The sequence below is a fragment of the Rhizobium sp. ZPR4 genome (genome assembly GCF_040215725.1).
Lineage (GTDB): Bacteria > Pseudomonadota > Alphaproteobacteria > Rhizobiales > Rhizobiaceae > Rhizobium > Rhizobium rhizogenes_D.
The window spans coordinates 109902-121788 of sequence record NZ_CP157971.1 but is presented as its reverse complement, the minus strand read 5'-3'; the positions used below and the strand labels follow the sequence as shown (position 1 = coordinate 121788).

Below are 11887 nucleotides of genomic sequence, written 5' to 3'. Positions count from 1 at the left end.
ATTCATTGACATCATTGCGTTTTGGACAATATAACTAAAAAATCGAATGGGAGGAGATTAGATGGAAACCGCAATGCGGTATTTCTACGAAGCCGCGAAGCAGGGCTCTATGCGGCTCGCAAGCGAAAAGCTTGGCATCGCAGTTTCCTCGATCAGCCGCCAAATAGCGCAGCTAGAGACGGAACTGGGCGTCCCCTTGATCGAACGTGGCCGCCGGTCGGTGAGGCTTACCGAAGCTGGCCGTTTGGCTTATGAGTTCCATCGGAGTAATCTGGTTGAGCTCGATAGCTTCAACTCGAGGATCGAGAGTCTGCGCGGCGTGCGAACAGGGCTCGTGCAGTTGGCAGTAGGTGAAGGATTACTCGGCAACGGATTCTTTGAAACCATTAACGGTTTTTATTTTGCTAATCGCGGCATACGTATTCAGACCCGTGTCGCTGCAACGACTGAAATTGTGCGCATGGTCAGGGAGGATGAGGCTCATATAGGGCTCGTGCTCCAAATCGAACCAGAACCCAAAATTCGAGTGCGAGTATCTGTACAGCTAGATTTGGTTGTGTTGGCTCATCCATCGCATCCCCTTGCCAGCAAAAAAAATGTAACAGTTTCAGATCTGTCGGAGCACGAACTGTGTCTTCCGCCGCGAGAATTTCGCATTCGTCAAATTCTTGCGAAAGCGGAGGCCGCATCCGGAATTTTGCTTGAGCCGGCAATCACTACCACCTCCATCTTAATGATGCGGGAAATGGCAGCCGGAGGGCATGTGGTTACTATCCTACCGCGAGCTCTAACCGGGCAATCTGCCCAGCAGCTAGTAGCGGTCCCATTCGCTGACAACGAAGTCGATTCTACTTCTGTACATTTGATATCCCGACTGGGTAGGCAGCTGCACGGCGCGCCAGCTAAGCTGATGGTGACCCTCGAAGCCAAGATGCGGGGATGGGGTACATAATCCGTTCTGGCCGATTGGAACTGGTTCAATGCAGTACGGCGATGAGTCTGGAACGCGATGCGCAGATGGAGTCCGTTCACGCCCGACAAGATTTTGCCCTCGACGTCCTCGAGGGTACGCCGGGGCAGCGAAGGCTATTACCGTCGAAGGGCTCGGCGAGACGCTGTTGACGCCGCAGTCGCACCAACTCGCCTTGCCGGCCGATGCGCCTACCTCGAGCCGCCTTGCTGACAGGCCGATCACCGACCTCAACGGATTAACGCGGCGCGGCGTGTTCCGGCACACGCTCTCGCACGATTCCGCGTCGGCATCGAAGGATATTCCAGCATCGTCCGGACAACGGCTGCTCCTGGCGCTCGAGTCGCTCGGCGTTTCCACCGACGATGGCCTCACTGGCCTCCAGGCGTTTGATGCGCTCGTACTCGGCGGCTCGAAAATGGCTACGTTGTGCCTGCCGGCGACGCCGCTGCCTTCTATCTTGTTTAAATCACATCGGCCTGAGATTTGCAGTCAGAGAGAAGACACAGTGGTCACATATTGTTTTTCTGGAGGTTTTGCAGCACCTTATGCAGCTTGCCGTCGTCATGAGCGGAGCCGTGCGCTTCGTATGTCTCATTCGTCAATCAACGTTCCACTTCAAGGTTCCAGCTGATCGGATCACTACCAATCTTAAGACGCCGGTCGCCAGAATAGATATTAGCTTATCGCTAGCAGGAGCTTTGAGATCGAAGTCTTGGCATCGCCGTAGAACATACGCGTGTTGTCCTTGTAGAATAGCGGGTTTTCGATGCCGGAGTAGCCGGTGCCTTGGCCACGCTTGGAAACAAACACCTGCTTTGCCTTCCAGACTTCGAGCACCGGCATCCCCGCAATCGGCGAGTTCGGATCTTCCTGCGCTGCCGGGTTGACGATGTCATTGGAGCCGATGACGATGACCACGTCCGTCTCGTGGAAGTCCTCGTTGATCTCGTCCATTTCGAGAACGATATCGTAGGGCACCTTGGCCTCGGCGAGCAGCACGTTCATGTGGCCCGGAAGGCGGCCGGCGACGGGATGGATGGCAAAGCGCACGCTCTTGCCGGCGGCGCGCAGCTTACGCGTCAGTTCCGAGACGGACTGCTGCGCCTGCGCCACCGCCATACCATAGCCGGGCACGATGATGATCGAGTCGGCGTCGTCGAGCGCTGCCGCCACACCATCGGCATCGATCACGACCTGCTCGCCGACGATCTCCATCGCCGGACCGGCCACCCCGCGGAAGCCGCCGAGGATGACCGAGGCGAAGGAGCGGTTCATCGCCTTGCACATGATGTAGGACAGGATCGCACCTGAGGAGCCGACCAGGGCGCCGGTAACGATCAGCAGATCGTTGCCAAGCGTGAAACCGATGGCGGCGGCCGCCCAGCCAGAATAGGAATTCAGCATCGATACCACCACCGGCATGTCGGCGCCGCCGATGCTTATGATCAGGTGATAGCCCATAAAGAAGGCGGCAAACGTCATCAGGACGAGCGCCCAGGCGCCGGCGCCATTGAAATACATCACCAGCAGGATGACCGACAGCAGCGCCGCACCGGCATTAAGCAGATGGCCGCCCGGCAGCTTCTTCGCCTTGCCGTCAACCTTGCCGGCCAGCTTGCCGAAGGCAATGACCGAGCCGGTGAAGGTGACGGCGCCGATGAACACGCCGAGGAAGACCTCGACTTTCATGATGGCAAGCTCGACAGGGGGCTTGTGGGCGAGGATGCCAGCAAAGCCTGACAGTGCCGATCGCGACGCCTCGTCCAGGCTAGCAATGTTGGCCGCTTCGATATGAGCGTTGAAACCGATGAAGACGGCGGCAAGGCCGACAAAGGAATGGAGTGCGGCCACAAGCTGCGGCATTTCGGTCATCTGCACGCGCGAAGCGCCATAATATCCGAGCACCGAGCCGCCGGCGATCATCAACAGGATGATGATCCAGTTGCCCACGCCGGGTCCGAAAATAGTGGCGACGACTGCGAGCGCCATCCCGCCAATGCCGTACCAGACGGCGCGCTTGGCGCTTTCCTGACCGGAAAGACCGCCAAGGGACAGGATGAAGAGAACAGCCGCGGAGATATAGGCGGCCGAAACGATACCGATGGTCATGGATTATGGCCTCTAGCTCAGGACTTTTGGAACATGGCGAGCATGCGGCGTGTTACGAGGAAGCCGCCGACAATGTTGATCGTGGCGACCAGCACCGAAAGCGCGGCAAGCGCCACGACAAGCCAATGGCTCGAGCCGACCTGAAGAAGCGCGCCGAGGATGACGATGCCGGAGACCGCATTCGTCACGGCCATCAGCGGCGTGTGGAGGGAATGGCTGACATTCCAGATCACCTGGAAGCCGATGAAACAGGCAAGTACAAAGACCACGAAATGGCTCATGAAGCTGGCCGGCGCAACGGCGCCGACCAGAAGCAGCAGCGCCATACCCGCAACGAGCAGCAATCCCTGGCTCTTCGTCTGAGCCTTGAAGGCGGCGGTCTCGGCCGCGCGCTTCTCCTCCGGCGCCAGTCCCTTCGGCTTTTCCTTGGGCTTTTGAGTGGCGATCGCCCGGATCTTGGGCGGTGGTGGCGGATAGGTGATGGCGCCTTCGAAAGTCACCGTTACACTGCGGACGATGTCATCTTCCATATTATGGACAATCACGCCATCCTTGCCTGGCGTAAGATCACTGATCATATGGCGGATGTTGGTCGCGTAAAGAGTGGACGCCTGGGCAGCCATGCGGCTCGGAAAATCCGTGTAGCCAATGACGATGACGCCATTGTCGGAAACGACGCGCTGGTCGGGAACCGTCAAATCGCAATTGCCGCCGCGCTCGGCGGCGAGGTCGATGATGACCGAACCGGGCTTCATCATCGCCACCATGTCGGCAAGCCACAGTTTCGGGGCGTCGCGACCGGGGATCAGCGCCGTGGTGATGACGATATCGATCTGCGGTGCGAGTTCGCGGAACTTCTCCAACTGCTTCTCGCGGAATTCCGGCGAGGAGGGGGCGGCATAACCGCCGGTCGCTGCGCCATCCTGCTGCTGGTCGGCGAAATCGAGATAGACGAACTCAGCGCCCATGGATTCGATCTGCTCGGCAACTTCAGGGCGCACGTCGAAGGCGTAGGTGATCGCGCCGAGCGATGTGGCCGTGCCGATGGCGGCAAGACCGGCGACGCCGGCACCGATGACCAGAACCTTGGCAGGCGGCACCTTGCCGGCGGCGGTGACCTGACCGGTGAAGAAGCGGCCGAAATTATTCCCCGCCTCGATGACCGCACGATAACCGGCGATATTGGCCATGGAGGAGAGCGCATCCATTTTCTGGGCGCGGGAAATGCGCGGCACCATGTCCATGGCGATGACATTTGCGCCAGTGGTGGCGACCTGCTCCAGGAGGGCAGTATTCTGACCCGGATAGAAAAAGGAGATCAATGTCTGGCCCGCGCGCAGCCGTTCAACCTCAACATTTTCTGGGGGTCTCAACTTGACAAGCAGACCCGCAGTCTCCAAGACCGCCGTTGCATTCGCAACGACTGCCACACCGGCATCGCGATAGTCATCGTCAGAGAACCCTGCCGCTTGCCCGGCTCCTGCTTCTATCACACAGCCATGACCGAGTTTTTGCAGCTGGATCGCACTGTCGGGGGTCATCGCGACTCGCGATTCTCGCGGTGCTCGCTCTTTAAGAGCTCCGATTTTCTGAAGCATGTGTTTCAAGCCCTCCTACTCCCAGACGTTGTTCGACAAACGTTTGGCGCAATATTCGCAGTGACCACTAGGAGGAGGGACGGATGCTCAGTCTGCTTCCGGTGCCCTGGCTTCGCTGGCGAAATTGATCATCGAGGTTGACCCTTTGCCCAGTTTATACAGGCGATATAGCGCATTGAATGCGATGCTATTTTGGTAGTCCCACATTGGGACCACCGAATTCTTCTTGACGTCGTCGTCTCGCCCGATCTTCGATTAGCCGTCGATGATCGCGACACTCTTGCTTGCGCCGATCCGATTTGCTCCAGCGGTGGCCATTGCTTCGGCCATTTCTCGCGTCGAGATGCCACCAGAAGCCTTAACGCCCATGTCATCTCCAACTGTCTTTCGCATCAGTGCGACATGTTCAACAATTGCTCCACGAGCCGCAAAACCTGTCGATGTCTTGACGAAATCGGCGCCGGCGTTCTGCGAGGCTTTGCATGCGGCAACGATCTCCGCGTCCGTAAGCAGACACGTTTCGAAAATAACCTTCAGGACTGCGTCTCCACACGTCCGCTTCAATGCTGCGATCTCTTCCTCGACCGCCCTGATGTTGCCGCTCTTCAGGTCCCCCACCGATATGACCATGTCGATCTCTTTTGCCCCTTGCGAAAGCACCAATTCCGTCTCGAAATTCTTGATTATCGTCGGGACGGCTCCCAAGGGAAATCCTACTACTGAGCAGGTGAGGACAGCGGATCCGGAAAGCCGTGCTGCAACCCGCGGGATATGGATCGGATTGACGCAGACCGCCTTGAATCGGTGTTCAATTGCCTCTGCGCAATAGCGTTCGATGTCGGCCTCTGTCGCCTCAGGTCGAAGGTTCGTGTGGTCAATCATCGAAGAAAGTTTCAAACTGTCAAGCACTCGGGGCTCCCGTTAAACGCGCTGCTGCTAGTGTCGCTACCCTACAAGCAGCGATCACGGATTCTTCTACTTCTCTGCGCTCTCCAGTCGCTCTATTGGAACCGACAGCACAAATGCTTCCCGTTCGGAGATTAAAAAGCGATCCGAGGACGAAGAGAGTGGCAGCCTCCATCTCCATAGAGGCAACCTTGCGCGACTTAAGATAATCGGCCGGACCCTCTAGGTCTGTCAGTTGATGCCCGCCAGGGATTGCGTTGCCCTCGCCCCCATAAAACGAGTCGACGCTTGCGGTGAGCCCGACGTGATAGCGATACCCAAGCTCTTCGCACGCAGCAATGAGGGCGTTCGTGACGGCCAAATCGGCAACCGACGGATATTCCCTGTTTACATACGCATCGACGGTCCCAGTCATCCGGACCGCGCCATGGGAAATTACGAGATCGCCTGGAGCAATGTGCTCCTGCAGTGACCCACAAGTGCCTACGCGGATAAAGGTGTCCGGGCCAGCTTCAGCAAGCTCCAGGACCGCTATTTCAGTTGATGGGCCACCGATCCCGGATGAGCATGCGGCGATCGGCGATCCATTGGCCATTCCTCTGGCAAGTCGAAACTCGCGGGTAAAAGAGATCTCTTCGTAACTGTCCCAGGTTTTGCCCATTATCGGCACTCTTCCGGGATCCCCCGGAACGAGGACGCATCTCGGTAGCTCGACGCCGCGTATATCGACATGACGCTTACCACGTGCTTGCTGTTTTTCACTTTGCATGATCACTCCTTATTCGTCAGCCAGCTGCACAAGCAGTTCGGCGAGGATTTTTGTCGCGGCTGTCAAATGCTCAGGTTCGGCCCATTCTTCCGGCGAATGGCTAATGCCGCCTTTGCAAGGGACGAAAATCATTCCGGAGGGTGCGATGTAACTAAGCTGGCGTGCGTCATGGCCTGCAGCTGAGAATACGGGCATGTGCGGTATTCCAACAGCATCAGCACATGCAGCAATCTTATTTTGAATCTCGGCGTCGAAATGAACCGATGGAGCATGCGTGATCTCCTTAACAATAGCCCCGCAGGGGCCTTTTTCGCGCTCAACGATGCTATGAATACACTTGGCGATCGCATCGACCGCCTGATCATCAACATGTCTGATATCGATCGAAAAGAAGACCTCTTGCGGGACGACGGAAGGGGCGTTCGGCGTGACGTTCAGCATGCCCACAGTGAACTTGAAACCAGCGATTTTTGCTGTCTCAAGATCAAGCGAGTTGATGATCCGCGCCGCAGCAAGCAGGGCGTCTCGCCGAACCCCTCGTTCGGCGGTCCCGGCATGCGCGGGCTCGCCGAGGATCTTGACGCGGTACCGCCTCGTTCCCTGGATGCCGGTCACAACGCCAATGGGATAACCCGCTTCTTCGAGACGCGTCGCCTGCTCAATGTGAGGTTCGACGTAACTGGCGATCGGCCAGTTCAAATCTCGCAACGATACGCCATCGTCAGACGCCAACACTGCATCGCGAGCTTGAGCCAGACTGACGCCTTGTCCGTCCTTTAGCAGCTCAGCCTCACCAATCGAAAGCTTGTTTGTGAAGACACACGATCCAGTCATTCCGGGGGCAAAGCGGCACGCTTCTTCGTTTGTCCATGCGACGACTTCGATCGACCGATTGGTTCGTTTGCCCGAACTGATGATAGCGTTGACGGCCTCGAGGGCACTTATAACACCGAAAGCACCATCAAATTTCCCACCCGTCGGCTGGGTGTCGATATGAGATCCGGCGACGACGGGCGCAAGTTTAGGAGAAAGCCCTTCAAGTCGAAGGAACAGATTGGCCGCCACATCAGTGTAGGGCGTCAAACCGAGGTCTCGCGCCCAACTCACGATTTGAGCGCGAGCGGCGATTTCGTCCACGGTCAGCGTTTGGCGATCTACGCCGCCATCTGGACGCTTGCCAAACTCGGCGAGCTCCATCAGCCGCGCCCACAGGCGCTCCCCATCGACGTGACCGTGCACGTCGCCGATCATTCGGTTTTCATGATCTGAGCACCATTTGCTCTTGGATCACGCCTTTCCCACTTATCAGCCTGGACCTGTGCCAGAAACTCTGCGACGACCCGATTGAAGAGATCTGGCTCTTCAAGGTTCAACGTGTGACCTGCTTTCGGAAAAACTGAGAGCCCTGCCCTGCTGATCGACTTTTTCAGGAAAATACCGGTTTGCAGGCAATGGTCGTCTTCGTCGCCAGTCATTATCAGGACGGGTACGTCTAGAGCCTTGAACTGTTCTTCCAGATCATAAAGCGACGGCCTTTGCATCTGCACGCCGCGCATCGTGTTTGCCGCGCCGCGATCTGAGTGCTTGCCGAGACGCTCGGCAAAAAGAGCCCACCCGCGCGGGTCTTTGTTCTGAAACTGAACTCGGGAGGGGCCAGAGGCGTAAATCGGCGCGAAGTCTTTCGCCCCGACGGTTTCAAACTTGCTGGCAACGCCTTCGGAAATGCCGCGGAAGTATTCTTCCCACTTTTTTTCGGCGCCGTAGCCCGTTCCAGCAGCAACAGCTGAGCAGACCCGGTCAGGGCGGCGAAGGGCAGCATGGAGGACCGCAAACCCCCCCATAGACAGGCCAATAAGATGGGCCTTTTCGATACCAGCAGCAGTCATAACATCGAAAATGTCATCTGCCGCCCTTGCCTGAGAGTAAGCACTCACATCCTCTGGAATGTCCGAGGGGGCAAAACCCCGCGCGGCGAACGTCAGACATTTGTGGCGCCTCGCAAAATAACCGATCTGCGGTTCCCAACTCCAGTAGTTGCCGCCGAACTCGTGGACGAAGAGAATGGGCTCTCCACTGCCGCATTCCTCGAAATAGAGCTCAATACCGTCTGACGTTCTCGCGCGTGCCATTATTCCACCTCAGATGATTGAACGACGAGATGCGATGCCACCATCGACAGTCATGATCGTACCGCTCGTGTAGCCGGAGCGCTTCGAAGCCAGGAAGACAATGAGGTCAACAACTTCGCTCATATGTGCCGGTCGGCCAAGTGGGTAACGGGCTTCGAGTTCCTTGTAGCGATCCTCGGAGCCAAACATGGAAACGGAACGCTTCTTGAGCATGTTATAGATACGGTCGGTATCGACCGGGCCCGGGTTCACGCCGACTACGCGGATATTGTCGTCGAGGCTGTGACCACCCATGGCTCGCGTGAAAGCCATAAGGCTCGCATTGCCGGTTGTACCAGCAACGTACTGCGGGTCGAAGACTTCGCCACCGTTACCAATGTTGTTGATGATGACCCCGCCACCGCGAGCCTTCATCTTGGCATAGACTGCTCTGGTCATGTTGATGTAGCCGAAGACCTTCAGCTCCCATCCGTCGCGCCAACGCGTCGCGTCGACATCCCAGAGGCTTCCGCTCGGGATCGCGCCAGCGTTGTTAACGAGAACATCGATATCGCCGGCTGCTTCAACAACTGCCTCTACGGCACCGTCTGCCGTCAAATCGACGGCCTGCACAGTTACGTTGACCCGATTAGCATTGAGGATTTCCTGCCGAATTGCTTCCAGCTTGTCGCCCGAGCGGGCCACCAAGTGCAGATGGCAGCCTTCTTCGGCTAACGTCTTGGCAAGTGCTTCGCCGATGCCCTGTGATGCGCCGGTGATGAGAACTTTTTTGCCACTGAGAAATAGATCCATAGTCGTTCTTCTTCTGTTTGCGCGTTGATTTTAGAAATTGCCGGCGTCGATTTTCAGAGTTCGGGCTTCCTCGATGACTTGCGGGAGAATGTGAGCAAACTCCTCGGCCCACTCTTGTGGAACACTGACGCTGACCTTGATGAAGCGGTCACCGAACTTTGGCGTGTGATAGGCACCCTGTCGGATCATGATGTTGTGGTTTTGGTAGGCCGCCACCAGTGCTTCGGGTGCGATGCCGAGCTTTTGGGTTTCCACAACAAGGAAATTGCCGTTCGAAGGAAATACCGGCACAACCAAACGATCAATCTTGTCACACGCATCTTTAACGACCTTCTGGTTGTCGCGCGTGACTTGCAGAACTTTCGGGAACCACTCTTTCTTGATCGACAGCGCGGCGATTGCGGCATGCTGGGAGACGATATTGGATCCGAGATTGTTCGGCGGCGAAGCAGAGAGCGCTTCGATCAGGTCAGGATTTGAAATAACAGCTCCCACGCGCAGACCCGCAAGGCCCGACCACTTCGAGAAGCTATAGATCGTTAGCGTCTTCTCTGGATAGATTTTCGCGGCAAGAGTGTGATCGTAGGCGAAATCGCGGTAGGTGCAATCGTGGATCAGGTACGCCCCTGCCTTTTTCACGACATCCACGATCGTCGAGATCTCTTCCGCCGTGCAGGCGGTACCGAGCGGGTTGTTAGGGTCAACGAGATAGACAATCTTCGTCTTCGGCGTGATTGCTGCTGCGAGCCGCTCTGCGGAAAGACGATAGCCGTATTCCTCTCCATAAATGGGAACCTGCTTCACTTCGGCGCCCTTGGACCGCGCGAAAGCCATCGGCCAGTTCCAAGTCGGATCGGTGGTTACGAATTCGTCGCCAGGCTGAAGAAGAGTATGGCAGGCATGGTACAAAGCTTCGACTGCTCCGTCCGTCACCATGGCAGTTAGGCCGGGCAAGCCGAGATCATCGATGATCCCTTGGCGTAGAGCCTCAAAGCCTAGCGGCGGCGCGTAGATGTGAAAGCCTTCGTCGCGAATGCACTTCTGCATTGCCTCGAACACGGCGGGATGCGCTGGTACGTGGTTTGTATTCTGTCCCATCCACCGCAGATCGGCATTTGCGACCAAGCGGTCGAAATGCCCGTTGCGACTTTCAAATCTCTTCATTGCGAATTCCCCTTCATCAATCCCGATAGCCAGAGTTTGCATTCCTGTAGACCGATGTCAATATTATGTATCCATATTTTTGCAATTTGCATACAAGTATCGCGAAGCGGCATCGAGCCAACCGCGGAAGGACCACGGTTGGCTCGATAGACGCAGACGCGATCTGACGAGAATGTTAGGATTTGACGTAATTGTGCCCATCAGCGGCCGGGGCACGCGCCCGCCCAACCAGTCCTGCAACGACAATAATGGTCACAATATACGGGGCCATCGCCAGAAAGTCGGACGGCACAGGCGTCTGCAATATTATGAGTTTCTGCTGCAGAGTGTCGGCAAATCCAAAGACCAGCGCGGCGGCCAAGACGCCTATTGGATGCCAGCGGCCAAAGATCATCGCAGCCAGTCCTATGAAGCCGCGTCCTGCAGTCATATTTTCATCGAACTGGCCAACTGCCCCCAGAGTGAACCATGCTCCTCCGAAGCCGGCAACCATCCCGCCGAGTACAACGTGGAGGGTGCGGGTACGGAATACGTCGATGCCTAAGGTATCTGCAGCGCGAGGGTACTCGCCAACCGATCGCGCACGTAGGCCGAATCGAGTATGAAACAGATAGTAGGTTGTGCCTACAATCATTATCAGGGCGGCATATACGAAAAGATTCTGCGCAAATAGGACCGGTCCGAGCAATGGTATTTGGCTCAAGATCGGAATTTCAATCGCGCGGAAGATTGGTGCATGATTCAAGCTTGGACTTCTGACGAGCACTTGGCTTGCAGCATAACTGGTTAAGCCAAGGACCAGCATATTGATTACGACGCCTGCGATAATGTGGTCCAGAAGGAACCTGACCGTCAGGATCGCCAGTAGCCAGCCGAGAAGGCCACCGACAATTGTAGCAGCCAAGAGCCCGCTGTAACCACCGAGGAGGGAGCCAATAACCGCACCGGTGAAAGCTCCCGCAAGCATCATCCCCTCGATTCCGATATTGACGATACCAACTCGCTCGCAGAGCACGCCGGCTAACCCGCCAAATGCGATGGGAACAGCACGAACGACCGTGGCTTGAAGAAGGCCAACCAAGGACAATGATTTGTCCGCCGTCGCCCAAGTCAGGAACGCTGTCGTCGCGAGAGCCAGCGCGATCCCCAGCAAAAGGTTCGTCGATTTGGATTCTGCCTTCAGAAGGAGATTGAATCCCAACAGGGCGACAATCGCCGAAACCACGTATATATATGGGCCAGCGGGAATATGCAGTGCTCCAATTTTCCAGTCTGCCCTTGGCGGATCGAGATTGAATGTTGCACTGCCTGCCAAGTTGTGACCCAAACTTACAGCGATTACTACTGCTATAAGAATGAGCAGGAGGCCGACGATGCGATTACGCTTGCGCAGCGCGGGATCGACTGGAGCTTTCTGCTCAGCCTGAACAATTGCGGAACTAGACAT

General features: G+C 56.7%; 11 protein-coding genes. 2 read left to right on the top strand and 9 right to left on the bottom strand.

The window, feature by feature from the left end; translation table 11 throughout:
• Positions 1-61: 61 nt before the first annotated feature.
• Together ABOK31_RS34845 and ABOK31_RS34840 are read left to right on the top strand one after the other, a co-directional pair.
• Complete coding sequence (locus ABOK31_RS34845; protein ID WP_349963250.1) at positions 62-952, top strand: LysR family transcriptional regulator; 891 nt, start codon at positions 62-64, stop codon at positions 950-952.
• 166 nt (positions 953-1118) lie between these two features.
• The gene (locus ABOK31_RS34840) at positions 1119-1604 is read left to right on the top strand and encodes a HutD family protein (protein WP_349963249.1); all 486 of its coding nucleotides are present in this window, start codon (positions 1119-1121) and stop codon (positions 1602-1604) included.
• A gap of 44 nt (positions 1605-1648) precedes the next feature.
• Here ABOK31_RS34840 and ABOK31_RS34835 read toward each other — a convergent pair whose 3' ends face one another.
• The 9 genes from ABOK31_RS34835 to ABOK31_RS34795 form a co-directional block, all read right to left on the bottom strand.
• Entirely contained in the window at positions 1649-3082 is a 1434-nt protein-coding gene (locus tag ABOK31_RS34835) for an NAD(P)(+) transhydrogenase (Re/Si-specific) subunit beta (RefSeq protein WP_349963248.1), read from the bottom strand.
• A 17-nt stretch (positions 3083-3099) separates the two neighbouring features.
• Positions 3100-4680 (bottom strand): Re/Si-specific NAD(P)(+) transhydrogenase subunit alpha, encoded by a 1581-nt coding sequence (locus ABOK31_RS34830; RefSeq protein ID WP_349963247.1) that lies wholly within the window; start codon positions 4678-4680, stop codon positions 3100-3102.
• Between the two features lie 255 nt (positions 4681-4935).
• Entirely contained in the window at positions 4936-5562 is a 627-nt protein-coding gene (gene deoC, locus ABOK31_RS34825; RefSeq protein ID WP_349963304.1) for a deoxyribose-phosphate aldolase, read from the bottom strand.
• 19 nt (positions 5563-5581) lie between these two features.
• On the bottom strand, positions 5582-6355 hold the full coding sequence (locus ABOK31_RS34820; RefSeq protein WP_349963246.1) for a nucleoside phosphorylase: 774 nt from the start codon (positions 6353-6355) through the stop codon (positions 5582-5584).
• Between the two features lie 9 nt (positions 6356-6364).
• Positions 6365-7606, bottom strand: coding sequence for a hydantoinase/carbamoylase family amidase (locus ABOK31_RS34815; RefSeq protein ID WP_349963245.1), 1242 nt, complete (start codon positions 7604-7606; stop codon positions 6365-6367).
• Positions 7603-8484, bottom strand: a complete 882-nt coding sequence (locus tag ABOK31_RS34810; RefSeq protein ID WP_349963244.1) for an alpha/beta hydrolase — start codon at positions 8482-8484, stop codon at positions 7603-7605. The genes ABOK31_RS34815 and ABOK31_RS34810 overlap by 4 nt, the downstream gene beginning before the upstream one ends.
• Before the next feature lie 9 nt (positions 8485-8493).
• Positions 8494-9276, bottom strand: a complete 783-nt coding sequence (locus ABOK31_RS34805) for an SDR family oxidoreductase (protein WP_349963243.1) — start codon at positions 9274-9276, stop codon at positions 8494-8496.
• Between the two features lie 30 nt (positions 9277-9306).
• Positions 9307-10440, bottom strand: a complete 1134-nt coding sequence (locus tag ABOK31_RS34800; RefSeq protein ID WP_349963242.1) for a pyridoxal phosphate-dependent aminotransferase — start codon at positions 10438-10440, stop codon at positions 9307-9309.
• Positions 10441-10615: 175 nt separating this feature from the next.
• On the bottom strand, positions 10616-11887 hold the full coding sequence (locus ABOK31_RS34795; protein ID WP_349963241.1) for an ABC transporter permease: 1272 nt from the start codon (positions 11885-11887) through the stop codon (positions 10616-10618).

Coding starts and splice junctions, on each gene's coding strand:
- ABOK31_RS34810 (WP_349963244.1), bottom strand. CDS start 8,484: ATGGCACGCGCGAGAACGTCAGACGGTATTGAGCTCTATTTCGAGGAA.
- deoC (WP_349963304.1), bottom strand. CDS start 5,562: ATGATTGACCACACGAACCTTCGACCTGAGGCGACAGAGGCCGACATC.
- ABOK31_RS34820 (WP_349963246.1), bottom strand. CDS start 6,355: ATGCAAAGTGAAAAACAGCAAGCACGTGGTAAGCGTCATGTCGATATA.
- ABOK31_RS34835 (WP_349963248.1), bottom strand. CDS start 3,082: ATGACCATCGGTATCGTTTCGGCCGCCTATATCTCCGCGGCTGTTCTC.
- ABOK31_RS34830 (WP_349963247.1), bottom strand. CDS start 4,680: ATGCTTCAGAAAATCGGAGCTCTTAAAGAGCGAGCACCGCGAGAATCG.
- ABOK31_RS34815 (WP_349963245.1), bottom strand. CDS start 7,606: ATGATCGGCGACGTGCACGGTCACGTCGATGGGGAGCGCCTGTGGGCG.
- ABOK31_RS34795 (WP_349963241.1), bottom strand. CDS start 11,887: ATGTCTAGTTCCGCAATTGTTCAGGCTGAGCAGAAAGCTCCAGTCGAT.
- ABOK31_RS34805 (WP_349963243.1), bottom strand. CDS start 9,276: ATGGATCTATTTCTCAGTGGCAAAAAAGTTCTCATCACCGGCGCATCA.
- ABOK31_RS34800 (WP_349963242.1), bottom strand. CDS start 10,440: ATGAAGAGATTTGAAAGTCGCAACGGGCATTTCGACCGCTTGGTCGCA.
- ABOK31_RS34845 (WP_349963250.1), top strand. CDS start 62: ATGGAAACCGCAATGCGGTATTTCTACGAAGCCGCGAAGCAGGGCTCT.